Source organism: Priestia megaterium, from assembly GCF_046599315.1.
Classification (GTDB): Bacteria; Bacillota; Bacilli; order Bacillales; family Bacillaceae_H; genus Priestia; species Priestia megaterium_F.
Genome location: NZ_JBKIKC010000001.1, coordinates 816924 through 843869 on the forward strand (window position 1 = coordinate 816924; position 26946 = coordinate 843869).

General features: G+C 36.8%; 28 protein-coding genes, 2 pseudogenes and 1 riboswitch. Of the genes and pseudogenes, 4 read left to right on the forward strand and 26 right to left on the reverse strand.

Going from position 1 to position 26946, the window contains the following annotated elements:
- Nucleotides 1-2: 2 nt before the first annotated feature.
- The 3 genes from ACLHDF_RS04585 to ACLHDF_RS04595 all read right to left on the reverse strand — a co-directional run bounded on the left by ACLHDF_RS04585 (nt 3) and on the right by ACLHDF_RS04595 (nt 2075).
- The gene (locus ACLHDF_RS04585) at nt 3-494 is read right to left on the reverse strand and encodes a CcdC family protein (protein WP_413917817.1); all 492 of its coding nucleotides are present in this window, start codon (nt 492-494) and stop codon (nt 3-5) included.
- Between the two features lie 104 nt (nt 495-598).
- Complete coding sequence (locus ACLHDF_RS04590; RefSeq protein WP_413917818.1) at nt 599-1156, reverse strand: DUF2179 domain-containing protein; 558 nt, start codon at nt 1154-1156, stop codon at nt 599-601.
- Between the two features lie 211 nt (nt 1157-1367).
- Nucleotides 1368-2075, reverse strand: a complete 708-nt coding sequence (locus ACLHDF_RS04595; protein WP_413917819.1) for a cytochrome c biogenesis CcdA family protein — start codon at nt 2073-2075, stop codon at nt 1368-1370.
- A 139-nt stretch (nt 2076-2214) separates the two neighbouring features.
- Between ACLHDF_RS04595 and ACLHDF_RS04600 the strand changes: the two genes are divergently transcribed.
- Nucleotides 2215-2391 carry a Spo0E family sporulation regulatory protein-aspartic acid phosphatase gene (locus tag ACLHDF_RS04600; RefSeq protein WP_413917820.1) on the forward strand — a complete coding sequence of 59 codons (177 nt, stop codon included), beginning with the start codon at nt 2215-2217 and terminating at the stop codon, nt 2389-2391.
- A 45-nt stretch (nt 2392-2436) separates the two neighbouring features.
- Here ACLHDF_RS04600 and ACLHDF_RS04605 read toward each other — a convergent pair whose 3' ends face one another.
- The 8 genes from ACLHDF_RS04605 to yneA form a co-directional block, all read right to left on the reverse strand.
- Entirely contained in the window at nt 2437-4218 is a 1782-nt protein-coding gene (locus ACLHDF_RS04605; protein ID WP_413917821.1) for an ABC transporter ATP-binding protein, read from the reverse strand.
- Nucleotides 4208-5971 carry an ABC transporter transmembrane domain-containing protein gene (locus ACLHDF_RS04610; RefSeq protein ID WP_413917822.1) on the reverse strand — a complete coding sequence of 588 codons (1764 nt, stop codon included), beginning with the start codon at nt 5969-5971 and terminating at the stop codon, nt 4208-4210. The genes ACLHDF_RS04605 and ACLHDF_RS04610 overlap by 11 nt, the downstream gene beginning before the upstream one ends.
- A gap of 90 nt (nt 5972-6061) precedes the next feature.
- Nucleotides 6062-6274: a YneF family protein gene (locus tag ACLHDF_RS04615; RefSeq protein WP_013058772.1), complete on the reverse strand. Its 213-nt coding sequence runs from the start codon at nt 6272-6274 to the stop codon at nt 6062-6064.
- Between the two features lie 90 nt (nt 6275-6364).
- Entirely contained in the window at nt 6365-6805 is a 441-nt protein-coding gene (gene sirA, locus ACLHDF_RS04620; RefSeq protein ID WP_013084721.1) for a sporulation inhibitor of replication protein SirA, read from the reverse strand.
- A gap of 146 nt (nt 6806-6951) precedes the next feature.
- On the reverse strand, nt 6952-8958 hold the full coding sequence (tkt, locus tag ACLHDF_RS04625; protein WP_413917823.1) for a transketolase: 2007 nt from the start codon (nt 8956-8958) through the stop codon (nt 6952-6954).
- A 167-nt stretch (nt 8959-9125) separates the two neighbouring features.
- Complete coding sequence (locus ACLHDF_RS04630) at nt 9126-9356, reverse strand: DUF896 domain-containing protein (RefSeq protein ID WP_413917824.1); 231 nt, start codon at nt 9354-9356, stop codon at nt 9126-9128.
- Between the two features lie 69 nt (nt 9357-9425).
- Nucleotides 9426-10094: a recombinase family protein gene (locus ACLHDF_RS04635; protein ID WP_413918262.1), complete on the reverse strand. Its 669-nt coding sequence runs from the start codon at nt 10092-10094 to the stop codon at nt 9426-9428.
- 53 nt (nt 10095-10147) lie between these two features.
- The gene (gene yneA, locus ACLHDF_RS04640) at nt 10148-10477 is read right to left on the reverse strand and encodes a cell division suppressor protein YneA (protein WP_413917825.1); all 330 of its coding nucleotides are present in this window, start codon (nt 10475-10477) and stop codon (nt 10148-10150) included.
- Nucleotides 10478-10623: 146 nt separating this feature from the next.
- Here yneA and lexA point away from each other — a divergent pair, with 146 nt between their 5' ends.
- Both lexA and ACLHDF_RS04650 read left to right on the forward strand, forming a co-directional pair.
- Nucleotides 10624-11241 carry a transcriptional repressor LexA gene (lexA, locus tag ACLHDF_RS04645; protein WP_013058778.1) on the forward strand — a complete coding sequence of 206 codons (618 nt, stop codon included), beginning with the start codon at nt 10624-10626 and terminating at the stop codon, nt 11239-11241.
- Nucleotides 11242-11370: 129 nt separating this feature from the next.
- The gene (locus ACLHDF_RS04650) at nt 11371-12816 is read left to right on the forward strand and encodes a hypothetical protein (protein ID WP_413917826.1); all 1446 of its coding nucleotides are present in this window, start codon (nt 11371-11373) and stop codon (nt 12814-12816) included.
- A gap of 68 nt (nt 12817-12884) precedes the next feature.
- Here ACLHDF_RS04650 and ACLHDF_RS04655 read toward each other — a convergent pair whose 3' ends face one another.
- The 5 genes and pseudogenes from ACLHDF_RS04655 to ACLHDF_RS04675 form a co-directional block, all read right to left on the reverse strand.
- Nucleotides 12885-13862, reverse strand: coding sequence for a cation diffusion facilitator family transporter (locus ACLHDF_RS04655; RefSeq protein WP_413917827.1), 978 nt, complete (start codon nt 13860-13862; stop codon nt 12885-12887).
- Between the two features lie 109 nt (nt 13863-13971).
- Entirely contained in the window at nt 13972-15798 is a 1827-nt protein-coding gene (locus tag ACLHDF_RS04660; protein ID WP_413917828.1) for an APC family permease, read from the reverse strand.
- A 161-nt stretch (nt 15799-15959) separates the two neighbouring features.
- Nucleotides 15960-16100: riboswitch (cyclic di-AMP (ydaO/yuaA leader) on the reverse strand.
- Nucleotides 16101-16291: 191 nt separating this feature from the next.
- Nucleotides 16292-17320, reverse strand: a complete 1029-nt coding sequence (locus ACLHDF_RS04665) for an N-acetylmuramoyl-L-alanine amidase (RefSeq protein WP_413917829.1) — start codon at nt 17318-17320, stop codon at nt 16292-16294.
- A gap of 1299 nt (nt 17321-18619) precedes the next feature.
- On the reverse strand, nt 18620-18961 hold the full coding sequence (locus ACLHDF_RS04670) for a hypothetical protein (RefSeq protein ID WP_413917830.1): 342 nt from the start codon (nt 18959-18961) through the stop codon (nt 18620-18622).
- 134 nt (nt 18962-19095) lie between these two features.
- Nucleotides 19096-19278: pseudogene (locus tag ACLHDF_RS04675) on the reverse strand (hypothetical protein).
- A 147-nt stretch (nt 19279-19425) separates the two neighbouring features.
- Here ACLHDF_RS04675 and ACLHDF_RS04680 point away from each other — a divergent pair.
- The gene (locus tag ACLHDF_RS04680) at nt 19426-19611 is read left to right on the forward strand and encodes a hypothetical protein (RefSeq protein ID WP_413917831.1); all 186 of its coding nucleotides are present in this window, start codon (nt 19426-19428) and stop codon (nt 19609-19611) included.
- Nucleotides 19612-20015: 404 nt separating this feature from the next.
- On the opposite strand, the gene ACLHDF_RS04685 is transcribed toward ACLHDF_RS04680, so the two are convergent.
- From ACLHDF_RS04685 to ACLHDF_RS04730, 10 genes and pseudogenes are all read right to left on the reverse strand, one after another.
- Complete coding sequence (locus tag ACLHDF_RS04685; RefSeq protein ID WP_413917832.1) at nt 20016-20483, reverse strand: DUF6985 domain-containing protein; 468 nt, start codon at nt 20481-20483, stop codon at nt 20016-20018.
- A gap of 14 nt (nt 20484-20497) precedes the next feature.
- Nucleotides 20498-21067 (reverse strand): HNH endonuclease, encoded by a 570-nt coding sequence (locus tag ACLHDF_RS04690; RefSeq protein ID WP_413918263.1) that lies wholly within the window; start codon nt 21065-21067, stop codon nt 20498-20500.
- Nucleotides 21068-21209: 142 nt separating this feature from the next.
- Nucleotides 21210-21518, reverse strand: coding sequence for an HK97 family phage prohead protease (locus ACLHDF_RS04695; protein ID WP_413917833.1), 309 nt, complete (start codon nt 21516-21518; stop codon nt 21210-21212).
- Nucleotides 21511-22458 (reverse strand): phage portal protein, encoded by a 948-nt coding sequence (locus ACLHDF_RS04700; RefSeq protein ID WP_413918264.1) that lies wholly within the window; start codon nt 22456-22458, stop codon nt 21511-21513. Before ACLHDF_RS04700 ends, ACLHDF_RS04695 begins: the two co-directional genes overlap by 8 nt.
- Before the next feature lie 3 nt (nt 22459-22461).
- Complete coding sequence (locus ACLHDF_RS04705; protein WP_413917834.1) at nt 22462-22698, reverse strand: hypothetical protein; 237 nt, start codon at nt 22696-22698, stop codon at nt 22462-22464.
- 1 nt (nt 22699) lies between these two features.
- Nucleotides 22700-24423: pseudogene (locus ACLHDF_RS04710) on the reverse strand (terminase large subunit).
- The gene (locus tag ACLHDF_RS04715; RefSeq protein ID WP_413917835.1) at nt 24420-24806 is read right to left on the reverse strand and encodes a P27 family phage terminase small subunit; all 387 of its coding nucleotides are present in this window, start codon (nt 24804-24806) and stop codon (nt 24420-24422) included. Before ACLHDF_RS04715 ends, ACLHDF_RS04710 begins: the two are co-directional and overlap by 4 nt.
- Nucleotides 24807-24891: 85 nt before the next feature.
- A complete protein-coding gene (locus ACLHDF_RS04720) occupies nt 24892-25170 on the reverse strand; it encodes an HNH endonuclease (protein ID WP_413917836.1) in 279 nt (92 codons plus the stop codon).
- Nucleotides 25167-25478 carry a hypothetical protein gene (locus ACLHDF_RS04725; protein ID WP_303532236.1) on the reverse strand — a complete coding sequence of 104 codons (312 nt, stop codon included), beginning with the start codon at nt 25476-25478 and terminating at the stop codon, nt 25167-25169. Before ACLHDF_RS04725 ends, ACLHDF_RS04720 begins: the two co-directional genes overlap by 4 nt.
- Before the next feature lie 595 nt (nt 25479-26073).
- The gene (locus tag ACLHDF_RS04730) at nt 26074-26601 is read right to left on the reverse strand and encodes a hypothetical protein (protein WP_413917837.1); all 528 of its coding nucleotides are present in this window, start codon (nt 26599-26601) and stop codon (nt 26074-26076) included.
- Nucleotides 26602-26946: the final 345 nt, after the last annotated feature.

The following is a 26946-nucleotide window of genomic DNA, read 5'->3' on the forward strand; positions in this document are numbered from 1 at the left end:
TTTTAATTTAATATAGTTGTATTCTCAAGGCGATCATTGTGCAGCTTTCGTTCGAGCTTTTTATAGGATGTGTACATAGCAATACGCCAAGGTACAATCATACCAAATGCTAGAATCCAGAACATACCGCCAAGCTGGCCAACATCAATTGAAGAACTTAAATATATTTTCATTGCAATTCGAATAATAAGCAAACCAATAATAATGAATGCAAAAGCTTTTGAACGCTTCAAGTAAATATGATCGTCACGAATTTCAAATTTAGACGTTTTAATTAAAAGGATTGAGAAAATCATGCCTGCTATTAACGCCTCAAGCAGTTCTGCACCCGTTACTCGAAACATTGGAAAGATAAACATTAATGCTCCCGTACTCATAAAAAAAGGCGGAAGTATAATTTTTTTTGCATTCGTTGGTTTATCAGCAGCTTTCATTCGAATAACTAATATGAAAGAAGCCATAAAAATTGCGACAAGTGTTGAAGCAATAACCAATGAAATCCTTCCTTTACTATAGTTTAGTGTTTACTTATATTATAATCCAAAAAACATCAGAAGTAAAAGTGCAACAAAAAAACAGAAGAGTATCTCTTCTGTTTTTATTTAGTAGAGGTAATGTTCGCTTTTACTTTTTGCTTTTGTTTCTGCTTTTTCATTGCTTTTAGTAAGAACCCGCCTTTAAATTTACGCGGCTCGTATGAGATAATGAAAGCACGAGGCTCATATTCTTCAATGAATGCTAATAATTCTTCTTCTCTACTTCGTTTTGTTAAAATATCCAATCTATAGCGTGCACTGTCTCTTCCTTCGCCTTGGTAAACAGTAACACCAAAACCTTCTTGTCGAAGGCGGTTAATTAACTCTTCATTTTTGGTCATAAGGTTAACTAGGAATGTTGTATATCCGATAGCAAGTCTAGATTCGATATAACTTCCAAGTATAATTCCTACTCCAAATCCAACTGCGTATACAACCATAGCAAGCGTGCTTTGATCTCCTGAAAATACAAGGGATAAGCCGAATACATAAATTAATGCTTCAACAAATCCAAAAACCGAGGCATACGTACTCATACCTTTGACTAAAAAAATTGTGCGCAGCGTCAAAATCGGTACATAGATCAGTTGCAAAAGCAAGATTAACAAAATATCTTTCAATTTATACACCTCTTTTTAACAATTAAAAATATGACGATTTCATTGTATCACTCCGTATTTGTAGAAGATATAGTAAAAATAAATTTTTTCTATATATTTTTTTGAATTATATTCTTGCTTATTTACTAAGAGCTAAAGTGAACATTTCACCTTAAAAAAACAAAAAAGAATCTGGGAATTCCCAGATTCTTTTTTGTAACTTTCTGTGTTTTTAGAAGCCAGTAAAGCCTCCAAATACGCTCGTTGTATAAATAATAATTTTTGTCATCCAGTCAAAATACAAAATAAATCCCATGCCAATCATCGCATATCCGCCAACTTTCATCATGGAATTCATATGTTTTTTTAACCAGTTCATTTTTCCAATAAAAAACGTCATAATAAAGAACGGAATAGAAAACCCCAGTGAATAAGTTATCATATACAAAAGACCAGAGCTTGGATTTGTGGCTGCAAGTGCCATGACCGAAACTAAAATAGGTCCAGTGCAAGGAGTCCACCCCGCTGCAAAAGCCATGCCAATAAAAGAAGAGCCAAAGAGACCAGCAGGCTTATTTGCGAATCTAAGCTTGTGTTCCTGCATAAGAATTCGAGGCTTAAAAATCCCTAGTACAACTAGACCAAAGAAAATAATGAGAATAGCTCCAATCTGTCGGATTAAATCTTTATAGTTAAAAAACCACTGACCAATAAATGACGTAGTAAAGCCAATCATAATGAATATAATAGAAAACCCAAGCAGAAAAAAAGCTGTGTGAATAAAAGCTTTGCGCTGATGTGACTTAGCCCCTTCCTTTAACTCGCTGACTGATACTCCCGTTATGTACGATAAAAAAGCTGGATACAAAGGCAAACAGCAGGGGGAAATAAACGATAAAAACCCCGCGCCAAATGCCAAAAACAGATTTACATCTCCCACATTTTCCACTTCCCTTTTTTGTTCTTTTTGTTCTTTTTCGTTACCATTTTGTAACCAAATTGTCTCATCTCACTTCTTTCAAATAGTACCATTATCTTGTATAATTAGGTAAACGACTTGTTAGAAGGGATACATAGCATTGGCCAAAAAAGATATTCTATTAGCGATTGAAAAGAAACGAGAAGAACTCATCCGCATAGTCCGAGTAAGTGGATTAAATTCTCCACCTGCTATTAAACATAGTCAAGAATTAGATCATTTATTAAACGTTTACAATGAATTCCCTACTCAAACGCCAGAAACAACCTCTTCATGAAGGTTGTTTCTTTTTTCGCCTTCACTCTATCAATTCTGTATAAATCTATTTTACTCCTGTTTCTTTGTTGAAATTCTTCTCTTTTTCGGCGTGCTGAAGCTGATACATATTATAGTACAAACCGCCTTTGTTTAGCAGTTCAGCATGGGTCCCTTTTTCAACGATTTTCCCTTTATGCAATACTAAAATACAGTCGGCGTGTTGAATAGTCGATAAACGATGGGCAATAGCAATTGTTGTGCGGCCTTTTCCCACCTCTCTCAACACTTCTTGAATCGCCTCTTCTGTTTCTGTATCAATGTGCGCTGTTGCTTCATCCAGAATAAGGATTTTAGGATTTCGAATGACCGTTCGTGCAAATGCTAAGAGCTGACGCTGGCCGCTTGATAAAGTTGAACCTCTTTCTACTAGCACTTCATTATACTTATTAGGGAGACCTTCGATAAATGCGTGGGCTTGCACAAATTCCGCAGCTGCTTTTACTTGTTCATCAGAAAAATGATCTTCATGCAGCGTAATATTTCGCTTCACGGTATCTGCAAACAAAAAGGCATCTTGCAGCACTAGTCCTACCTCATCTCGAAGCTGTTTATTTGAAAAAGACGATAGCGGTTTATTATCTATCAAAATGTCTCCTTTTTGCTGTTCATAGAAGCGCATTAACAAATTAATGATGGAGCTTTTCCCGCTTCCAGTATGTCCTACTAAAGCCACAGTTTCTCCTTCGTTTACCGTAAATGATATATCAGAAAGCACATCTCGAACACCGTCATAAGAGAACGTTACGTTTCGGAATTCTACCGTTCCTTTTTGAACCCCCTGCTTTTGTTCACCTGTCATAACTGGATTTTTTTCTTCTTCATCCATCAAGTCAAATACCCGAGAGGCTGATACCATTGCTTGCTGATACATAGAAAGACGCTGCATCATTTCATTAACAGGTTCAAAAAAACGATCCAAGTAGTTAATAAACGCGTAAAGAACACCAATTTGAACAGGGCTGTCAGCTACGGAAACACCAAAATAACTGAGCACAAGGATAATAGCTAAAATGTAAAGAATTTCGACGGCCGGCCTTAGCAGCAAACCATCCAACTTAATATTGCGCATGCCCGCTTTATAATGTTCATCATTAATTTCTTCAAATTCCGAGCTAAGCCGCTTCTCTTGACGAAATAACCGAATAATAGACATGCCTTGCAAAGACTCATGAAGCTTGGCATTTAACTGACTTAGCTTTTCTCGGAGCTGTCCGTAGTAAATAGCACTGTAATGCTGATAAAGCTTCATAAGTCCCCAAATAAATGGAAGAAGAACTAAACAGTAAAAAGCTAGCTTCACATCTAGCATAAACATGGCTATAAAAATACCAATCAAAAATACCCCATTTTGAATAAAAACGGCGATGACTTCCACAAACATTTCTTTCATGGCTTCTGTGTCATTTGTAATTCGAGATACCAGGCTTCCTGTTGGCGTGTTATCAAAAAAACGAAGCGCCAGACGATGAACATGAGAAAAAACATCAATTCGAATCTGTTGAATAATTTGAAGCGCAATTTTCTGAAACTGCAGAAGCTGAAAGTATTGAACGACAATTTTTAAAAGCTGTAAAAGCAAATAACTGCTTGCAAGTAACACGAGCGGTTGAAGAGGCAAGTACTTAGGAGTTAAATAATCATCAATAAAAATTTTAATCAAAATGGGGCCTAATAAATCAGCAGCCGTAGCAATTAATAATAGTGTGAATGCTAAAAAAAATGATTTTTTATGCGGAATTGTATAGCGAAACAGACGTTTATGTACCGAAGAATGCTCAATTTTCATTTTTTGTCTCCCCTTCTTCTACTGCACGTTCAAGCTGCTGTCTATCGTACATATCTTGGTACCACCCGCTTATGCTAAGCAGTTCATCATGAGTTCCACGCTGAATAATTTTCCCTTTATCAAGTACAAGAATCAGGTCTGCATGAGTAACCGAGCTCAGTCGATGCGCTGTGATAATCGTTGTTCGATTTTGACGTTTTTGCTTTAACGCTTGTAAAATACTCGCTTCTGTTTTCCCATCTACTGCTGATAGCGAATCGTCTAAAATTAAAAGCTCAGGATTTAATAGAAGAGCCCTTGCAATCGAGATGCGCTGTTTTTGTCCCCCAGATAACGAAACGCCTTTTTCACCTACTATTGTTTGGTATCCATCTGTAAAATCGAGGATATCTCTATGTACATTTGCAACCTTAGCTGCTTCTTTAATTTCTTGATTGCTTGCCTCTCCTTTTCCAAACGCGATATTATCAGCGACTGTAGTCGAAAACAAAAAGTGATCTTGAGGAACATATCCAATGCTTTTGTATAATGAATCAAAAGCATAGTCTTTAATGTCTGTTCCTCCCCATAACACAGCTCCGTCGCTTACTTCAAATTCACGAAGCAACAGCTTTAAAAGAGTAGTTTTCCCAGCACCTGTCTTTCCGACAATACCTAGCGTTTGACCGCGAGAAAGTGTAAAATAAATTTCTTTTAACGTGTATTCATCGTCTTTATCATACGAAAACCTATGAATAAAAGCTTCAATATTTCCTGTTGGTGTTTCAACACTAGGATGCACTGCTTCTTCAATCGAATTTTCTTCTTTTAATAAAGAAAATATTCTGTCATAAGATGCTCTTCCTCGTTCCACAATGTTGAATAGCCAGCCAAATGCCAGCATCGGCCAAATGAGAAGACCCAAATAGGTTGTAAAGGTAACAAGCTGCCCGATTGTTAACTCTTCACTAATTACCATCTTGCTGCCAAAGATAAGAGCAAGTAAAAAAGAAAGTGCTACAATAATCGAAATGGTCGGATCAAACAATGCATCCACTCGTGCTACTTTCATGTTCTTTTGAACAACATCTGCAGACTTAACGCGAAATTCTTCGATATCAGCTGCTTCTTCCCCAAACGTCTTAATCACTTTAATTCCGCTAATGCTTTCTTGAACCTTATCATTTAAAGTAGAAAATGATGCTTGTGCGTGATGAAACCGCGCGTGAAGCAATGTACCATAATAACTTGTTAAAATGGCCATAAGTGGCATAGGAATAAGACAAATAAGCGTTAATTTCCAGCTGATTGTGAGCGCCATTGTGCATAGAACAAGGCCCCCTGTGACAATCGAATCAACCAGTGTCAAAACGCCGGAACCTGCAGTTTGTTGAATAGCTTGAATATCATTTGTTGTATGCGCCATCAAATCCCCAATTCGCCTTCGCTGATAAAAGGCCTGATTCATCTTAGTAAAATGAGCGTAAAGGTTATTTCTTAGCTGCTTGGCTAATTTAACAGATGAACCAAATATCATAATACGCCATATGTATCTTATGAAATAAGCCACAACAGCAGCTCCTAGCAAAATGCCAACCATCTGCATTAAGCGCTCTCCATTCAGCGTCCCTTCTTTAATTCCATCTACCGTTAAACCGATAATTTTAGGCGGGAGAAGTTCTAATGCTGCTACAATAATGAGCAATGCAATCCCTGTTATGTAAGACTTTTTTTCCTGTTTAAAAAACCACCATAGTTCTCGAAAAATTTTCATCGTATCCCCCTAGCCCTACAACTATTTTCTTATATCTATCATAAAACAAAAGACACCCTTCTGAATAGAGAGTGTCTGTCCAATTAACCATTATTTAATTTGGCCGTTCATTGCTTTCATCATTTGGTTAATTTTTTTCTGCGATGGTTTCATGCCCATTTGCATCATCATCATTTTTAACATTTGTTCATTAATTGGTGGATTTTTCTTCAGATAGCTCATCATATATTTACGAGCAATGAAAAATCCTAGCGCTATCCCAACAATTAATGCTAGAACACCAACTAGAATATACATTCCCATGGTATTACTTCCTCCTTCATGTTGTCTAACTTACAGTGTACTAGACCATACGCTATTATACAATATTTCCGTTCCAATTTCCTTAAATAATTACACAAATTTTCTTGTTTTCACAGGCCTCAGCCAGCCGTATTCATCCGTTCCATAATTCACTGCTAAAAAACAAGGATCTAGCTTGCGTAACACTTCAAAAAAAGCTGTCTCAGCATCAACATTGCCATCCCCTTCAATTGTTATACAGCGATTCGTTAATTTTATAGATGCTCGACTTTTTTTATGAGGATATTCCAGCACAAACGTCTCTTGATGAGTAAAAAAATGAGGATAATGAGAAAACGCCTGAAGCAGTTCTCGTTGAATAAATGAAATGGGCAGTTGGCGAGTAATGTAATGAACTTGTTTTTGCAAATGCGTCTCCTGCAAGTGACGTTTCATTCTATATTCAATCAGCAGCTGATAAATAAGCTTTTCTCTTCGAAAATAGGATGATGCAACTTCTTCCTCCATTAAATATACTTCGTACGTTCTCACAGTTCATCCTCCCTTTCGGCTCGTTCTTTTTTGCACCATTATACCGAATGGTGTACGCAATGCTTGTCTATCGATGAAAAAATTTCTTTGTTTTTTTGTCGAAAAAAAGAGCAGACCGCAAGAGTCTGCTCTTTCTTATGAAAAAATTATGCATTAAGCAAGCTTTTCACTTTTGCTACTACATTTTCAACTGTAAAACCAAATTCTTTCATGATTGTTTCACCAGGAGCAGATGCACCGAAGTGATTAATACCAAGAACTTGACCTTCGTCTCCAACATAGCGCTCCCATCCAAGTGTAGAAGCCATTTCAATACCTAAACGCTTTTTCACTGATTTAGGAATAACACTTTCTTTATACTCAGCAGATTGCTCTTCAAAACGATCCCATGCAGGCATACTTACGACAGATACGTCAATGCCTTCAGCAGCTAATGCTTTTTGTGCTTCTACTGCTAAACTTACTTCAGAGCCCGTTGCAAGTAATAATGCATCCGCTTGGTCTTTACCAGCTTTAGATACAACATAAGCACCTTTAGACACGCCTTCGTATGCATTTTCTTTTGTACCTTCAAGCGTTGGCAAGTTTTGTCGAGTCAATACAAGCGCCGTTGGGCGGTCAGTTGACTCTAATGCCAAGCGCCATGCTGCAGCTGTTTCATTTGCATCTGCAGGACGAACCACTGAAAGACCTGGCATCGCACGAAGTGAAGGTAATTGTTCAATTGGCTCATGTGTTGGGCCGTCTTCTCCAACTGCGATACTGTCATGTGTAAATACATATGTTACAGGAAGCTTCATTAAAGCTGCTAAGCGAATTGCTGGGCGAAGATAATCAGAGAATACAAAGAATGTTCCTCCGAATACTTTTACACCACCGTGTAGAGCCATACCATTTAATGCAGCTCCCATTGCAAATTCACGTACACCGAACCAAATATTACGTCCGCTGTAATCAGCTGCAGTGAAGTCTTCTGAACCTTTAATCATTGTTTTATTTGAGCCAGCTAAGTCAGCTGAACCGCCGAAGAATTGAGGTACAGCTTGTGCTACTGCGTTTAATACTTCTCCAGAAGAAGCACGGCTAGCTAAGCTTGAACCTGTTTCGTATACTGGAAGCGTTTCTTCCCAACCTTCCGGTAACTTTCCTTCTACTGCTAGTTCAAATTGACGACCTAGTTCAGGATATTTTTCTTTATATTGTGCAAATACATCGTTCCATTCATTTTCTTTCTTTTGGCCATCTTCAGCAATTGTAGCTTTGAAGTGAGCATACACTTCTTCTGGCACATAGAAATCTTCTTCAAATGTCCATGCATAAGCTTCTTTTGTTAATTTTGTTTCATCGGCACCTAATGGAGAACCGTGCACGCCAGAAGTACCTGCGTGGTTTGGAGACCCAAATCCGATTGTTGTTTTTACTTCAATTAGCGTTGGGCGTGTTAAATCGCCTTTTGCTTCTTCGATTGCATTTGCAATCGCTGTCAAGTCATTACCATCTTCAACGCGGATTACTTGCCACCCGTAAGCTTTGAAACGATCTTCTACGTTCTCAGAGAACGAGCGATCTAAATCTCCGTCTAAAGAAATATCATTTGAATCGTATAAAACAACTAAGCGTCCTAATTTTAAGTGTGCCGCTAATGAAGCTGCTTCAGCTGATACACCTTCCATTAAGTCTCCGTCACCACAGATACCATACGTAAAGTGGTCTACAATTTCTAAACCTTCTTTGTTGTATGTTTCAGCTAAATGACGTTCTGCCATTGCTTTACCAACAGCCATTGCAATACCTTGTCCTAGTGGGCCAGTTGTTGCATCAACACCTGCTGTATGACCGAACTCCGGATGACCTGGTGTTTTACTTCCCCATTGACGGAAGTTTTTAAGGTCTTCAATTGATAAGTCATATCCAGCTAAATGAAGCAAGCTGTATAATAGTGCTGATCCGTGTCCTGCTGATAATACAAAGCGATCACGGTTGAACCAGTTTGGATTCTTTGGGTTGATGTTCATAAATTTTGTCCACAATGTATATGCCATTGGAGCAGCTCCCATTGGCATACCTGGGTGACCTGAATTTGCCTTTTCAATCGCATCGATTGATAAAGTACGAATTGTTGCAATCGAAAGATCTTCAATACGTTGTGTCATACTCTTCATTCCTTTCAAAACTATGTACATATGTTATCATACTAATGATTTGCTTATTTGTACAATACTTGAACCAAAAATTTTTCCACTTTTACAGTTTTTGTGCACCTTATTAAAAATATACAAAAAACTAGAGGGAACACTCCCTCTAGTTTTACTAAAACATCTTAATGAAGACGCTTCTTTTTACTCTCTTTTAATTTTTTAGGCGTAACATCTTTACCTTCTTCATCCACTACTTTAATCGTATGAAGGTGGTTTGTCATAGACTGTCGGAAAACTTTTAAATATTCCTGACGTAGCTCTTGCTGTTCTTCCGCTTCAGATTCTGTCAGACCTTCAGCCTTTGCCTTTTTCGAAAGAGCATTAATACGAGCAAGTTTATCTTTTGATAGCATATAAGACCTATCTCCTTATAATCAATAATTAAAATTACCGAACAGTTCCGGCAACATGTAGTCATCTTACTAAATCTCTTTCGTTTTATCAAGAGTTTGAGCACTCTCTGTATACTCTTGATAGCGACGATGTACCGTGGCTTTTGAAATATTATAACCAAAACCTTTTAAGGTAACTGAAATTTCAGCAAAGGTTAAGCCATTATGACGTAGGCGTACAATTTCTTCAATCGGTGCCTCTTTTTTTTCTCTTCCGGAGTTAACTCCTCGATTTTTTAAGTTTTGCTGCGGGCGATAACCGTTTTCTACGGCTCTTTTCATTCCTCTTTTAATTTTAGCATTATGTAATTTCCGCTGATGCTCTTCCACTAAGCTAATAATATCTAATACCATCGAATCGGATTCTGAAAGCTGAAGCTGACCTTGATGACTAATCGTATAGATTGTGGCGTTTTCTTTTTGAAAAGCATGAAGCAGCGCAATTCGGGCGTTGCCTCTACCCAATCGCGTTTCATCTTGGATGAGCAGTACAGATATTTTCTCTTCTTTCATTGTATGAAGAACATCCAAAATACCCTCTCTATCTACATCATATCCGCTTGCTTTTTCCATTACGACTTTTTTTACGTGCAGATGGTGTAGATCAGCAAGCTTTTTTAATTCTTCTTGTTGGCGCTGTAAAGATGTTTCTTGGTTTTTTTTATCCGTACTAACACGGCAATAAATAATCGCGTTCACTTTTATCACGACCTTTTCGTCTTCTAACAATATTCAGGAACGGCCGTTACACACTATTGTTCAATTGCCACTTGATTATGTAACTCTTTTTTTAAAACAGGAATATATAATTTATCTCCTGGAGATAACGACTGGACAGTATCTGAATTTAAATCATTGACGTCTTCAACCCATTTGACAAATTCATTGTTTGTCAAATGATGGTGATTATGATACTTATTTGACAGTTCCCAAAGCGTATCTCCTTTTGTAATAGTAACCGTTGAATATCTGTCTAAATCTACTTTATCCGCTCCTAAAACCAGCGTCAATACATATGTAAGTGCAGCGATAACTGCAAAAAAAATAGCGTAATGTTTCATAGAATGTAAGAATTGTTGCATATTATGATCCCCCTATCAGAATATATGTTCTTATTTTATTGAGAACGTTTGTTTCTGTCAATGGAATTCTTCGAACTTATGTTTGTATATTGACACATCACGTGGTATAATTCACCTAAAGAATAGCTAAAATCGAGGTGAAAAATATGAAGCTATCAAAACGTCAACAAGACATACTAGATTTTATTAAGCATGAAGTAAAATTAAAAGGCTATCCGCCTTCTGTTCGCGAGATCGGAGAAGCAGTAGGATTAGCCTCTAGCTCCACTGTACATGGGCATTTAGCTCGTTTAGAAAGCAAAGGGTTAATTCGCAGAGATCCAACAAAACCAAGAGCAATTGAAGTCCTTCAACTAGACGAAGTAAATATCCCTAAAAGTAACGTCATTAATGTTCCTGTTATCGGTAAAGTAACAGCAGGTCTTCCCATCACAGCCGTTGAAAATGTGGAAGAATATTTCCCTCTTCCAGATAAATTCGTTTCTCCAGACGATCATGTATTTATGCTTGAAATTATGGGAGAAAGTATGATTGAAGCAGGTATTCTAGATGGCGATATGGTAATCGTACGTCAGCAGCAAACAGCTAACAACGGAGATATCGTGGTCGCTATGACCGAAGACAATGAAGCAACGGTAAAACGTTTCTTTAAAGAAGAAAATTTCGTACGTTTACAGCCTGAAAATTCAACGATGGCGCCTATTATTCTTCGCCACGTAACGATTTTAGGAAAAGTAACTGGTGTATATCGCACGATTCACTAATACTAATCACATACTGTATGTAAAACCAACTAATCATGATGTTAGTTGGTTTTTTACGTTTGTTTTCTAAAAAAATTGGCATATTATAAATGCAAGTAAATACAACCGACTATAAGAAGGATGTAGTTTATGACCAATACATCAAGGAAAATAGAATCATTTCAAACTATTGTACCTACCAAAGCAATGAACATGTTTCTTTTTCCTTTTTCCTTTGATCGAAAAAATAAAGAGCAGCTTGTTCATGCACTGGATGCAAATTTGTTCGAGTTTTTTTCCATTCAAAACAAACATTTAGAAAAGGAATACTATGGAGAACAATATTACGTATCTCATGATAGCTTAGATCAATATTTTCTTCCTTACATTGAATGCATTCTATTCCCTGACTCGTGCGAAAAAGAAGGCCTGCTTCGATTTTCAAAAAAAATAGATCATACCATTACGTTACACACTTATTCAACCACTGTGTCTAGCAACGTGCTATCTGTGGATGTTTTTTTATGTCCTTTTGAAATTGGGGTTATGACCATTCGTACTGAGATGAGCCATAATGATTACACCTATGATGATATTTTAGAATTCATGAATCATTTTCGAGTATTAGAACCGAAGCTTGCTGAAGAGTCCGAGTCCACTATTACCTATGAGCATCATCGCTATAGCAAAGTACAAGATTATATTTTTTCACAGCTTGCTCCATTTTTGAACGAACATATCAAAAAAGAAGCCTCCCGTGAAAAGCACGTCGGGAGCCTTCCTTATTTTATTGATGAACGCATGTTTGTATTAAGTTATGTAACGGTAAACCAAGAGCAAGACATCAATTGCACCACTTTATTTCGTACTGGACAGCTGAATAGCTATACACCTGATGGGAATCCGTTTATCTCAGCACACAATCATGAATATATTAAAACGTATAATTCTAAACACGTGTATGCACGATGGGCTCCCGAAACCTATTACGTCATAACAGACCATGTGTTTTCGTGTATTTCTAAATCGACGGACTCTAAAACAGACCAACTTTTAATGAATCATCTATTTGGCCAGCATTACTATAATTTATTTTTACATTTTTTCTATAAAATCGTGTTGTTAAAGCTATCCTATGAGTATTCTCAGCTCACGTTTCATAAAGATTCAGAAGGAATTGAACGACTAATCCGCTCTATTACGGTGTTTTCAGGTAAATATTTATTTTTAGAAATCAGTTCTCGCACAGAGGGTCAAGAATTTTCTGAGCTCTTTAAAAAAATCTTTCACATTAATTCTCTTTACCAAGAAGTCAAAGAAACCCTTGGCACTTTATATCAAAATCAGGAAAAAATCGCGACCAAGCGTCACAATTACTTATTATTAATTTTAACGATTTATACCGTTCTTTCTGGTATTTACGGAATGAATTTAGTTATTAGCAAACTAAAGGGAAACATTAATTGGGAGAGTATGCAACACTTTTCTATCTTTGAATATATCGCTTTAATAGTAGCTCTATCCGGAATTCTGATTAGCATTAGTCTCGGAGTGAGTTCACTATGGAATTTGCTGAAAGATCGATTTAAAACATAAAAGCTGTTTGTACCAAAAAGTACATAGCTAAAAAACAAAGAAGAAAACAAATGTTTTCTTCCTTGTTTTTATTCTTTTTGAAGCTGTAAGTCGCTTGGCACCCAGTCAGGAATTCCATCATCTTCATCAAATTCAATAATGACATCCGTTATTCCTTTTTCCTGTAAAATACGATTTTCTAGACGATCTTTAATATCATCAGCTTCTGCTACTGTTAAAGAAGGATCAATTTCTACTTTTAATTCAACGTGAAGCTCTTCTCCTTCTTTCATCACCATTAACGTTTGGATATCACGCACTTGAACATCTTGCATCACAATCGCACCAATTTTTATTTCCATTTCTTTATCAGCTTCGCCAAGCGCTCCGGCAGCGTTATCTAAAAATACTCGTCCTACTACAAAAAACATCATAAGACCAATTAAAATAGAAGCAATTCCTTCAGCTTGATGAAAAGGTGTAAACCGAGAAATAAAAACCGCAATTAGTGCCAACACGCCTCCTCCAGTAGCCACAAGATCTTCCATAAAAACAAGCTTAGTTGCTGGCTTTGCTTTCTTTAAATGAACAAAGCTTTGCGCAAAGACATTAACCTCTGCGGGATTCATCCCAACATCGTGCAAAATTTCTTTCATTGCCTTAAATAGAACAAACATCTCAAGCAATACCGCGATGCCAAGTACTGCAATATTTAAAATAAAGCCCGAAGACTTGGTCGGATGAAGAATATGATGATATCCTTCTTTAATCGTTTCAAACGCCATAATTCCTACTACAAGAACCGCCCCTAATAGAACGAGATTAACCAATCGACCGAAGCCGTTTGGAAATCGTTTGGTCGGCGCTTTTTTACTTAATGCCGAACCTATAAAGACAAAAAACTGATTAGCTGCATCGCCTAAGCTGTGCATCGTTTCAGCAAACATCGCTACATTTCCTGTTAATCCGAAAGCAATTCCTTTAATAATGGAGATGATGGTATTAACTACAGCGGCCATCATGGCCGATTTATTTCCTTTTCGCAACAGTTTAATCAATTCACTCATGCAATCCCTCCGTTTGCGTCTTTGATGAGATTCTATTACGTTTAGTGTATGTGAATTTAAAAATTAAAAACCTCCAACGTACAGGTTGGAGGTTTTTAGTCATGTTTCATTATTTTTTAAAACGGTATGGTACAGTTGTAACAATTACATTTTTTCGGTAAAGCAAATGTGCTTTTAACAGCAAGCTGGACTGATTGTGAAGGATATTTTGCCAGCTTTTTTTCGTAATAAATTGTGGAATAACGACCGTGATAGCCATATTATTTTCCCGAGCTTTTTCCTCGGCCATATCAATAAATCGAAACAGCGGCCGGACTAGGCTGCGATATTGAGAATGAAACGTAACAATGCGAATATCAGGCTGCCACTTTTCCCACTTCTCTTCCATTCTTTTTTCGCTTTCCCGATCAAAAGCCACGTGTACCGCAATAACGGTGTCACCAATCGTTTTTGCATAATTTAATGAATTTTCTACTACTTTTGTCATTCCTGCTACAGGAACAATGACCACGCTCCCTTCAAGCTTTCCAATCTTTTCTCCTTGCTTAATACGAAGTTGCTCTCCTACCGCTTCATAATGCGTATGAATGCGATGAAAAATATAGACGATAACCGGTAAGAAAACTAACACGGACCACACTTGGGAAAACTTTGTTGTAAACAAAATAATTAATACAGTTAATGTAATAAGCGCACCAATTAAGTTAATGGTTAGCTTTCCTTGCCAGCCAGCCGGCTTTTCTCTAAGCCATTTGACAATCATTCCTGTTTGAGAAAGAGTAAATGGAATGAACACCCCAACTGCATAAAGAGGAATTAATTGTTCCGTCGCTCCTTTAAAAGCTACAATTAAGATAATAGAAGCAATTCCAAGCGTCACAATCCCATTTGAATAGCCTAATCTATCACCACGAATTTGAAACATTCTCGGCATGTATTTATCAGACGATAAGTTTACAGCTAGCAAAGGGAAAGCGGAAAAGCCTGTATTCGCCGCTAGTACTAGAATTAAAGCTGTTGTACCTTGAATAAAATAATAAAATCCATTTCGTCCAAATACACTCGATGCAATTTGTGATACAACGGTTTCATCTGCTTTTGGAGAAATTCCAAGCCAATAAGCTAAAAACGTGATTCCAGAAAATAAAACGGCTAGAATACCGCCCATCAGCATTAATGTATGAACAGCATTTTTGGCACCTGGCTCTTTAAAATTCGGCACCGCATTTGAAATGGCTTCTACACCCGTCAATGCCGAACAGCCTGACGAAAAAGCCTTTAATAACAAAAACAAACTAATACCTGGAACCACTGTACCAAGGGATGTATGAAGCTCAGGTGAAACTTGACCTGTCGCTATTTTAAAGAAGCCTACCGCTATTAATAAAATAAGAGCAATAACAAATAAATAAACCGGATAAGCTAATACAGAAGCAGATTCCGTTACGCCTCGTAAATTTAAGACCGTAATAAAAATAACCAGCAAACAGGCAATTACTACATTGTAATGATGTAACGTCGGAAAAGCGGACGTTAAAGCATCTGTTCCTGCTGAGACGCTTACAGCAACTGTTAAGATATAATCTACTAATAACGACCCCCCTGCAATTAGCCCAGGATTTTCTCCTAAATTGGTTTTAGAAACAATATAAGCTCCTCCACCTTGAGGATAGGCATAAATAATTTGACGGTACGAAAGAATCAAAGCCGTCAGCAGTACCAATACCCCAATTGCGATTGGAATTGAATACCAATAGGCAAGGACGCCCACGGTTGCAAGTACAATCAAAATCTGTTCCGTTCCATAAGCCACTGAAGATAAGGCATCTGATGATAGAATAGCCAGTGCTTTAAGCTTACTTAGCTTTTGATCACCTAACTCTTTTGTTTTAAGTGGCTTTCCAATCAATAATCTTTTGAGAACTGAATAGTTCACGTAATTTCCCTCCGATAATTGCTTAGCTGCATTACTATTCGTTGCTAAGCTCCGTTACAAGTTTACCAATAAGTGATATCATTACTAAAAAATACCTTTTTTATATTAAAAAAGCGCACAAAAAAAACACTAAGGGTTCTCAGCGTTTTTACACAGCTTAAACCTCCTCTCCAAAACGCTTATGGGGTTAGCTGTCGGATTCGGGCTATGAGAGTAGCCCTACCTTTTAAAAAGGATTCACCCCAAGTGACAATGCACAAATTTGGGTCCCCCACTTCTGACGAATTAAGCGATAACAGGTCAATATAATTTTCGGTTAAAGGGTATGATTGATAACATGTTTCTTTCATAACTATCCTTTGTTCTTAGATAATATACTCCCGTACAAATGGTTTGTAAAGCATTATTTTGCGTAAAGTAGAAAATAGTGCTTAAGACGCTTTTTACGGGAAAACAAAAGGCCTTCTGCCTGCTTACAGAAGACCTTTTCATCTTAACTTTTTGCTTTTAGAACGGCTGCTAGCTTGTTTTTTGTTTGAGGACCATAAATGCCATCTACATCATAAGGGAGATATACAAGCTGAAAACGTCTTACTGCATCTTTTGTTTGAACTCCATATATTCCGTCTACTGACCCTACTTTAAAATTAATCGCGTTTAATGCTCTTTGAAGCTGTTTCACAGCTTCTCCAGAATCACCTTGTTTTAAAATTCCATTTGGAAGTGGATATTGTTCAGAAGGTGGAGTTGGTGGTGGTGATGGAGTTGGTGAAGTCCCTGAAGGAATAATAATCGTTTTCCCCACTTGTAATGTTAACGGATCAGACAACCCTGTATTCGCTTCTTGAAGCGCCTGTACTGTTATACCGTACTTCTGTGCAATACTATATAGCGTATCTCCTTGCTTGATCGTATACGTTTTTGTACCCGGTTCAGAAGGCGAAGGATTTGGTGATGGTGTTGGAACTGAACGACGAGGTAAATTTAAATAGACAGCAATTCCTTTTGCATACGATTCACCCATTCTTTTTAAAAAAGCTTCATTTTGAAGAAGTGCTGCGTCTGCGCTGTTATCAATAAATGCAATTTCAGTGAGTACTGCGGGCATACTTGTTAAACGAAGCACCGCGTAATTGGCTGATTTTCGACCGCGATTCGGATGATTATATGACAGCAGCGTTGGCTGTACTTGGCCGTGTACAATCGATTGAAACGTTTTACTAGCATTGCTAGCGCTTCTATAAACATAATCTTCGTATCCTGTTCCTCCACCAGCATTTACGTGAATAGACATAAACGCATCTGCTCCCCATGAATTAGCTTGAGAAGCGCGCTGAGATAACGATAAAAAAGTATCTGTAGTACGAGTAGTTTTAATCGTAAAACCAGTGTAAGTGCTATTTAAATAGCTTATTAAATATTGTTGAATTTTTAAAACTAAGTTTTTTTCATACAGTCCGTTTGCGCCAACGGCTCCCGCATCTGCCCCACCATGTCCTGCATCAAGATAGATTTTTTTCATATTACTTGTCCCTCCTTATTGTTAACATATGCACGAAGGCAAAAAATGCTACGTATACTAGCCTACTCGGTGAAAAATCAGTAAAAAAAGACCCGCTGCTCAATGGCAGCGGGTTATTCTGCTTGATAAACAGAATACTGAATAGGAATAGCTCTCAAGGAGTGACAGCTATATGCAGAGTGTTGATTCGTTGATATAATGATAATAATTATCATTTTCAATTAAATTATACATCAAGAGGAAAGTATTGTCTATTTTATTATAAAAAAAGCTTGTAGCTATTTAAAAATCTGTACACCTATGGCAATTAAAATGATCCAAATAGGAATGCTTATCAGTATCCCTATTACTAAACCTTTAAAGAAATTTCCTTCTTGCATTTTTATTACATCCCTCTCCAACAGTATTTTCTAACGATACTACGATTGGCTGAAAATTCTCTGAAGTCATACTGAAATACAGTGCAGAGTGAACACATAAACAATCTCTCTATCTGTTATACACTACTTTTACTTATAGATTCAATGAGGCAAAAAGCTCATCCTTTTTGATTTATATAGATAAATTCTTTACTGGGTATAACAAAACAATAAAAACCCTCCCGTAAATTGTACGACAGGCAGCTATACTTACTATAAAAAAGCTATATATTCAATTTACGTATGCAGAGTGTCATTCATTTTGAAGAATAAAAAAGGCCGAGAGAACGTATAAACGTTCTCTCAGCCTTTTAAAAATTAATATTGGCTCATGTATTGGTCACGTTCCCAAGGATGAACTTGTGTACGGAACAAGTACTTTCTTATTTTTTATTTTCATTGATGTTCAAAATCCTTATAAAAGCAACTTTTTGCCGAGTTACCCAGTCTTAAGATATCGTCTCATTTCGCCTATTTTCACATATTTTTTGGTCAAATTTTGGTCCGAATTTTGGTCAACACTAATAATAAATTATATTAATGAAGAAACTTGTCATTTTTTATGCTGATAAGAGTTTTTTGAGATATAGTGTGCTTAAAAAATAACTCGTGAAATAATTAGATATTTCAGCAAAAGAATTTTTAACTCGGAGACAAGGAAGATATCCCCTAACAGTTGATAAGGCTATATTGTTAGCTAAATCGTTAGATTGTACTGTGTACGATTTATTCGAAAGAGAAAATGAGGATGAAAAAGAGCCCCCACTCAAATGAGTAGGGGGTTTATTTTTTTAGATATTCTTCTTCATTTCACAACTTAAAAAATGTAAATACCTATTATGTAGATTTGCTCTGTATCTTATATACAGAGCAACAATAATTAATAATAATAAGTTGTATATGAATAATACGGATCGTAATAGTATGGATCATAATAGTATGGATAGCCGTAACCATAGCTATATGGATAAAGTAATGAGCCAGCTGCTAATCCCGTAAGAAATGGTGCACCGAAAAAGGGTCTACCAAAAAACGGTCTGCCGAAAAACGGTCTGCCGAAAAACGGTCTGCCGAAACCGAATGGACGTCCAAAGCCAAACGGTCTGCCGAAACCTCCAAAAGGTCTGCCAAATCCCCCAAATGGTCTAATTCTTTCATCTGCATCACTTGCATAAATTTCTTGAGGATTTACTTCGGGTAAAAGTTGTACTTCTGAATTCATTTAGAGTAACCTCCATTTATTTTTTATTCAAATAAAGCATATGCATTTACCCATATACTTTCTTGGGTGAATATCCCGATTCAATAAAAATAGGAAATACTCTTCAAACAGAAAAAAATTTCGTAGCTTTTTTATTAAATATTCTTCTTCATTCCACAACTCGTACATTCGCGTAAAAACTTGCCCCCACCTACGCTGCTTTTGAATTTAACACTGCCGCAGTTGTCACACCGGCCAGCAATTTTATCTGGTCAGTCTTTGTATTCATAAATTTTGTTCAAATCAATATTCGCGTACTTATCTTCTAATTTTTCCATTATGGATCCCTCACATTCTTATTGCCTTATTTATATTGCCAAAAATACAGTTATGTAGACATTGACATTAAAAAACAGATAAAAGAAGGTATTTCGCAAAAGAGCGGGAAATAGTAGTTTTATATATTAAAGGCTGGAGGGATGAATATGGCATACGTCCGTGTAGATTACGCAAAAATAGTCAATGGAGTTAGCTCTCAAGGAAGTGTTATGCTTAAAGGTGAATTATTAGCACACGAAGAAGAACTTGTGAAGGAAGCCGAAATGGAAGCAGCTAAAAAAGAGGGGACAGTAAGTGACAATGTTAAAATATTAGGCTTTAAGGAAATTTAATAAAAAAGCCCCTATTAACGGTATTGTAAATAACCTTATGGACAAGCTTTATTTTGACCAAGACTTTTTAGAGAGCTTTTGATACATTTACAGGCTTTTGAGGCGTCAGATACTTGAATATACCATCCACATCTTTTGTTTGAATAGTATTAAATGGAACAAATATTATTTTTGCATAACTCATGCTGATAGTTTCCCATTTTATACTAATCTAATATACATTTTCAGATCAATTAAGTAGCATGTACAATAAAAATAACCTTCAATATTAATTTTCTATTTGTATATAAAAAAACAGCAGAGATTTCTAGTATCTATCTCCACTGTTTTTTTCATTAATTTCTAAAATAAACCAATCATTTATACTCTTTTATTTTATGCATATTCCTAGCAAATAGTTCTGCTTAGATTGCAACATCTTGATAGCCTACTTCATCTACTTTTTCATTTAATAGACGCAGCCCTAATCCGTTTTCTATATCCCATGTACAATTAAATGTAATTCCAATATCTCGACCCTCAAAAATATCTGCATATGGAACAACAATTCCATCTAAACTTATCATTTCTAGTATTTGATCAGTTGTTTCAACTAATGGATAATTTTCATTTACCTCAATATCATAACCTAATTCATGTCGCTCTTGTTTGTAATAGTCTAAAATTGGTTGCAAAAAACTTTGTTGTAGGTGTTCCCAATTTTGCATAAGTGAGGTGTATGCTACATATTGTTCTTCATCAAACTGACCAGTCTCATCACCTTTCACCATCAATGCTATTTCGACTTCATTTCCCAAAAAATTAATGGTAGTATCCTTAGACCACACAAAATCATATTCGATTTTACCAAAAACCGGATCATTTATTTTCATTTTAATTCTCCTTTTTATTTCTTAGCAAATCCTTTAGGTTCAAACGCCCCTGCGTTTATCTCTCCTACCCCACCAAGATGCCCAAATTTTTTGTTTATCTCTGTTGGTACAAGTTGTATTATCTTGACATCATTTACTTCATGCCATGTTAATTTATTCTTTGTACGATACTTGTCTATGTCTTTAGCAGTAATCCCACCAGGTTCCATTCCAAATTTCCGAGCTAGTTCAGATGAATTATTAAGCTGATCTGCTAATTTTTGATCCGCTTGAGCAAAATTATATACCCTAGCTTTTCCTCCAAGCATATAGTTGATTTCAACTTGTGCTTTTGATACTGGTGAAAAATCAGGAACTCCATTTTTATATTGGATTCCTTCAATACCAGCCTCATCCAATATACGTTTTAATTTGGAATCTGGTGGTTGTTTAAGCGTACATAAAGATTCTCCTCTGATTCCTTCAAATTCAACCTTTGGATTAATCGGTGCAGGTGTCTGTTTAAGTCTTGCTTCATACGAACTAGCAAATTCAGTTTGTCTAAAGGCTGGTGGCACTTCAGCATCCCTATTACCCGTAGTCAACTGCCCCTTAGTTTCCTCTACTCCTAGACCTTCTTCCCTTGCTTTAACCGACTCAACCGGCTTCTGCTCCACCTTATCCACACGATTCGGATCACGAGTAAACTGCCCTGTATCTTCTCTCCGATAACGTTTGGCGTCTTTATCATACCAAATTAGGGTTAATTTTCACTTTGCCCCAAAGCCCGCGTGAATCGACTTTAAGCTCAAGCGTTCCTGATTTGTTTCTTCCAAGAACAAGTGTGGTTTCATGGTTGATCAATGCGCGAATATCATTAGACAGAGTTTGATTAAAAGCACCTGGCGCAAGTTCTTCAAAAGCTCCTGGCCATAATTCGGTTGCTTGATTAAAAACAGCAAAATAACCTTCAATAAACATATCCTCTGTTTCAGGTTCTACCCTGGTCTTTAATTCAGCTAATAAGCTTCTAGTTTGTCGATTATCTCTACTCACCTCCATCACCACCCTTCAGTTTCTTTTGATCCCCAATCATTCCCGCTGGAATATAGTTCTCTAAAATAACACGCTCATTTAGTCCTTCCAGTGGAGATAATCCAAGCCAGTCCCTTGCTTCATTACCTGGCATTATGCCGCGCACATACATATCACCGCCAACCTGCGCTAATTCTTTTAGATCATAGGCGTATAGTGAACGTGGGTTAAACTTGAAATATAAATCAGGTGCATAAAGAAGCTTTCGTGTAAGTTCCTGCTCAATGCCTTTTGCAATGGGCAGCAAAGTAGAATTAATAAAATTGTTATATTCGTCTTTATTAAAATTGCCGATACCCACAAGAAAAGCAGGTGCTCCAAAGATACCTGCTACTGTTCGCTTATCGATTTGTATTGCATCGTTAATAGCTAAATCATTTAACGATAATGGCTTTACTTGTTCCACTTTTACTAGATCAGCAGGAATAACCCAGGGCTTTCCTCCGCCAGTTTCAGAAATGTACTTCTTTAAAATCTCATCTCTTCCAGCTTCACTAGCTAACTCTTCAGTCATAGCATCAACCGCTACGATAATAGAAGGTTTCCATTTATCGGACATAAAGCTATTTTTCGTTTTTGACGCTTGCTTTAAATTGTTTACAATGTCCTTTAAAACGACTTGGAACCCTTGTCCTAGATATGGAGTTTCAGGATCTGGATTAATCGTAAAATGTAAAACTTCATCAGAATCATAAGCCTCGCCTTGATATAAAACTTGATAAGCATCTTTCGTTTCCACGAAGCTTACACCTGAAGGCTTTAAGGGTACTAGATCCTCAATTAATCCATTTGATATTTTCGGATAAATAACGCTGTTACCTCGTCCATCTAAAAACATGGTATAGACAAGATTATAGATCCAATCTTTTCGCGTCATAAGGTTATAAGGGTTAATATCAATCTTTCATGATAATTCATTACGTACTCTTATATCTCCATCATCTGTATTTTTCATAAGATGAATAGTCATAGAGCTGATTAGTTCGGCAATTTTATGAATCGCCATCTTTACTTCTGGATTATCAGATAACCTTGTATAGCCCGGAACAAGAATCGATGTATCTTCGCCAGCCATAAATAAACCGACAGGCGATTTTGTATCTGAGCGTACTTTGCTTTTTCTACGATTCCAAAAAGCCATTTTATTTCCCTCCTTTCAACCATTGACTTACATCATTAGACCGTTCAATATTTTCTAGCATACGAATAGAAGCAAATACAGCAGCATCGAAAATATCAATCCGGTGTTCATTCATTACTTTTTCGTACTGGATCATATCATCCGTTTTTTCAACAGCTGCTACGTTTTGAACGCAATACTCAAAAGCCTGAGAATGTAAATAATAAAACTTTTCATCCTTAGCCTTTTTCTCAATACGTCTAAAACCTTCAGATTTTTTATAGAAATATTGTGGCTGATCAAACATCTTAAAGCCTTTCTTCTTCATTTCTACAAAGAATTCGCGTGAAAATTTACGGTCAAAACCAACTTGTTTTATTTTGAATCCCATCTTTTTCATTTTCACAAACCAATTAACTATATCTGAATGGTTAACAGTAGCTGTATTACACATATCTAACCAACCGTCATCTTTCCAACCAAATAACGGGATATTATCTTCTTCTGCTTTTGCTGTTGCAGCTACAATAGGGAACCACGCATGAACGATAGCAATATCCACACCTTTGTAATGTCCATACAAAGCAGCTGCCGTTAAATCATGCATTTTCGATAAATCTGCGCCCCATACCAATTAATATTCAATTTCAATAAATCAGTAAGAGACCAATTATATTTACGGTCTGAAGCTTTAAATTCATCAAGGTTAAAGTAAGCTTTCATAGCTGACGTATAAATATTAAGGGACTTTGCTAGAAAATCTTTTCGCTGTTGCGGATCATTCTGTGCCTGAAGTGCATCATTCATAATATCATCAGGACGAATTGACACCCCATAAGCTGGATTAGCCTTTTGGTGTTCAAGAGGGTTTGTATAATCCACATTCCCTTTTTCATCTTCATCAGCTTTTGCAATAAACACAAAATAAGCCTCATCCTTAACAGTGCCATCCAGTATTTTTTTGCAGTACTGTAGACGCTGATAGCAGAAGCTTGTCATATCATCACCGGCTGTTGTAATACCAATCATAAGTTTGTTGGTATAAGCTTTCATAGCTTCTTTGATGATGTTATATTGTTTTGGCGTTTTATAAGCATGAAGCTCATCGGCAATAGCAATATTACAGTTTAAAGAGTCCTGCTTATCTGGATTAGCTGCCAGTGCTTGAATATATAAAGAACCGTCTCCTAAATCACCGGAAATAGAATGTTCTTGGTTATTATCAATAACACGAAAATTTTCTTTTTCCCCCATTTGTCCGAGGTTGAAGTTGATGAAGTTGAAACTCTCTAATGACTGTTTTAATGCAGCTGCAACAATGTAGACTTTACTTCCACTCTTTCGATTAAGTAAACCTAAAGCCCAGGCAAGAGAAGCTGCAAAACTTGTTTTAATATTTTTCCGCGGAATATAAATAAACGCTTCTTTAAAGCGCCTCACGGATGTTCCTTTATGGTAAAACCCTAAAAGATTATAAACCTGGTATTTATGAAATGCTTCCAGTAAAAAAGGCGTGCCCCTTAAAGGTGTTCCATCGAGCATTTCACCTTGAGCATGAACGAACGTCTTTTCAATAATGCCAATAACAAACTCCGCATCTTTAGGATTAAAATCATATTTAGGATTTTCAAGATCCCTTAAGAACCTTTGGCAGCCTTGGATCTGTTCCTTATTAGCAAGTTTTCTTCCTTCAATGATGCTGTTTGCATATTCCATGACTAACTCATAATTTTTAAACTGCTTCATTCTAAACTACTCAAGGCCGCTGCCAGGGCACTAACTTTCTTTTTTGGGCCATTTTTCATTTCGTCATTAATCTTTTTCAAGCCAGCAGGTGTAAGTCCTAAATTATTTTCACGTTTATCAACATCATCACGTAATTTTTCTAGGGCAAGATATTCAGCAGTCTTTCGGATATTTGTTGCTCCAGCTTTATTTGTATATTCCTCTGTTCGTTTAAAACCAGTAGCATAAAAATGTTGTGTTAGGATATCCATTTCATATTTCATTTCCGAATATGTACGAATAGCCGAATCAAACTGAGGGCGATATGTGCCAACAGCTTTCATTTTTTCTACTGTCTTTTTGACGATTTTTCGAATAGCTTTTTCTTCCAATGTCAAGGCCATTATCAGTTACCCCCTTTTTCTAAAAATACGGCTCTATTGGAAAAGGTTCCCCCTCCCGTTCCCCAAGCATCATTTTTAAATTGACTTAAGTGGGGGGCACAGCTTTTTCTCTCCATTGTTCACCCAAAGGTGTTAATTCATCAGTTTCTCGATTGTGCATCTTGCCGTGACACTTTGTGCAAAAGCTAATTAGATTCCAGTTAGTTAATCGTAAGTCTGGTCTTTCTCTGAATGGATGCATATGTTGTACGGTGTTTGCAGGTATTCGTTTACCATATCGTTTATACTCTTGGCATAAGTATTGATCACGTCTTAATATCTTCTCACGTTTGCTTTCCCACCTTGTAGTCTTATAGAAGTTCATTGCTTATCATCCTTACACTCATCACAATAACTAATAATGCTTTTCTCTTCGATATGTTCAAGGGTTGAACCAAATAAGAAGTATGCTGCATGTTTCCTCTTAGCTTCATCTTTAATACTTATCACATATGTTAATGCTTCAACCGGACATGCTTTAGGATTATGGCCAATGAACTTCTCAATCGAATCATTAAGCTTTGGACAATCAGCTGCTTTAATTCCATGTGGCTTAAACTTACATCGATATTTCCTTTTCACACGAGAAGCTTTTAACTTAGCATGAGTATCTTTCAATAACTGAATAGGCATGAATAGTTCACCTCCACAAAAATAGGTTCAACTTAAATCAACTTAACAAAGTCAACTAAAGTCAAACCTGTATATTATTCCCTGTAAAAAATCGCAGTAAAAAAAGCACCCGAAGATGCTTAAAAACTTATCTACTGCACATACTAAATCCATTCCAGCTCGAAAGGAGGATATCCACGCAACCATACATAGATATCATATTTATGGTAGTAGATGTTTTTTGTTTACTCATTAAAACGAGCATTTACTACTTCACGATGATGTGAAAGTGACTTTTGTACAAGCGCACCAGCACGAGTGCTTGTATCTTTATTATGAACAATTTAAGTAATTTTATTTATAATTGTTTTACTTAAATTTTTGATTCAGAATAAAAAAGACACCGACGAATCAGTATCCTTTAATTTATATCGTTCAGAAAGTCATAAGTTTTAGACAGAGATAAACCGCTCTGAAAAGTATGCTTTTATAGGCTGTTTTAAATAGTTAGTACTCATAAAAACAAAATTACTATTCTCATAATAAAAACGCACCCCCTTAATAGAAATAAGAGAGTTCGCTTTTATTTTTAGTTATTGTGGAACAACTATAGCTCCTAGCCCATACCAGGGAATCCACCCATACCAGGAGATCCACCCATGCCAGGAGATCCACCCATACCAGGGAATCCACCCATACCAGGAGATCCACCCATGCCAGGAGATCCACCCATACCAGGGAATCCACCCATACCAGGGAATCCACCCATACCAGGGAATCCACCCATACCAGGGAATCCACCCATACCAGGAGATCCACCCATACCAAGGAATCCACCCATACCAGGGAATCCACCCATACCAGGGAATCCACCCATACCAGGAGCTCCTCCCATACCAGGAGCTCCTCCCATACCAGGGAATCCTCCCATACCAGGGAATCCACCCATACCAGGAGCTCCTCCCATACCAGGAGCTCCTCCCATACCAGGGAATCCACCCATACCAGGGAATCCACCCATACCAGGAGCTCCTCCCATACCAGGAGATCCTCCCATACCAGGAGATCCTCCCATACCAGGAGATCCTCCCAGAGATCCTCCCATGCCTCCATGCCTATCAAAGCTTTGTCTTATGTTATTCATATTATCTCTCCTTCAAATAGGTTATAGTCTAGACTATGTAGAATCAGTAATAAAGCATAGACATATACCTATGTCTGAAAAAATAATAAAATTCTAAAAGTTTAATACTTATACAGCTGATTTAAATAAACACTTTAAGCCGTCTAGTATCAAAAAAGACATTAGCTATGCACCAGCCCATGTCTCTTTTGTATATACTAAGAATACTTTTAAGGTTTTTATTTGGAATATATTTCAACAAGAATATATTACATAGACAAAATAGATAAAAAAAAAGACACTAATAAATTAGTATCCTTCTGTTAATTATTTTAATAGTAACCCCTGAAACTGAAAGGTATGGCA

Excerpts from the sequence above, each read along its gene's own strand:
- ACLHDF_RS04605 (WP_413917821.1), bottom strand. The coding sequence starts at position 4,218 with ATGAAAATTGAGCATTCTTCGGTACATAAACGTCTGTTTCGCTATACA.
- ACLHDF_RS04610 (WP_413917822.1), bottom strand. The coding sequence starts at position 5,971 with ATGAAAATTTTTCGAGAACTATGGTGGTTTTTTAAACAGGAAAAAAAG.
- ACLHDF_RS04615 (WP_013058772.1), bottom strand. The coding sequence starts at position 6,274 with ATGGGAATGTATATTCTAGTTGGTGTTCTAGCATTAATTGTTGGGATA.
- tkt (WP_413917823.1), bottom strand. The coding sequence starts at position 8,958 with ATGACACAACGTATTGAAGATCTTTCGATTGCAACAATTCGTACTTTA.
- ACLHDF_RS04630 (WP_413917824.1), bottom strand. The coding sequence starts at position 9,356 with ATGCTATCAAAAGATAAACTTGCTCGTATTAATGCTCTTTCGAAAAAG.
- yneA (WP_413917825.1), bottom strand. The coding sequence starts at position 10,477 with ATGCAACAATTCTTACATTCTATGAAACATTACGCTATTTTTTTTGCA.
- lexA (WP_013058778.1), top strand. The coding sequence starts at position 10,624 with ATGAAGCTATCAAAACGTCAACAAGACATACTAGATTTTATTAAGCAT.
- ACLHDF_RS04650 (WP_413917826.1), top strand. The coding sequence starts at position 11,371 with ATGACCAATACATCAAGGAAAATAGAATCATTTCAAACTATTGTACCT.
- ACLHDF_RS04655 (WP_413917827.1), bottom strand. The coding sequence starts at position 13,862 with ATGAGTGAATTGATTAAACTGTTGCGAAAAGGAAATAAATCGGCCATG.
- ACLHDF_RS04665 (WP_413917829.1), bottom strand. The coding sequence starts at position 17,320 with ATGAAAAAAATCTATCTTGATGCAGGACATGGTGGGGCAGATGCGGGA.
- ACLHDF_RS04670 (WP_413917830.1), bottom strand. The coding sequence starts at position 18,961 with ATGAATTCAGAAGTACAACTTTTACCCGAAGTAAATCCTCAAGAAATT.
- ACLHDF_RS04680 (WP_413917831.1), top strand. The coding sequence starts at position 19,426 with ATGGCATACGTCCGTGTAGATTACGCAAAAATAGTCAATGGAGTTAGC.
- ACLHDF_RS04685 (WP_413917832.1), bottom strand. The coding sequence starts at position 20,483 with ATGAAAATAAATGATCCGGTTTTTGGTAAAATCGAATATGATTTTGTG.
- ACLHDF_RS04705 (WP_413917834.1), bottom strand. The coding sequence starts at position 22,698 with ATGGCTTTTTGGAATCGTAGAAAAAGCAAAGTACGCTCAGATACAAAA.
- ACLHDF_RS04715 (WP_413917835.1), bottom strand. The coding sequence starts at position 24,806 with ATGGCCTTGACATTGGAAGAAAAAGCTATTCGAAAAATCGTCAAAAAG.
- ACLHDF_RS04720 (WP_413917836.1), bottom strand. The coding sequence starts at position 25,170 with ATGAACTTCTATAAGACTACAAGGTGGGAAAGCAAACGTGAGAAGATA.
- ACLHDF_RS04725 (WP_303532236.1), bottom strand. The coding sequence starts at position 25,478 with ATGCCTATTCAGTTATTGAAAGATACTCATGCTAAGTTAAAAGCTTCT.
- ACLHDF_RS04730 (WP_413917837.1), bottom strand. The coding sequence starts at position 26,601 with ATGAATAACATAAGACAAAGCTTTGATAGGCATGGAGGCATGGGAGGA.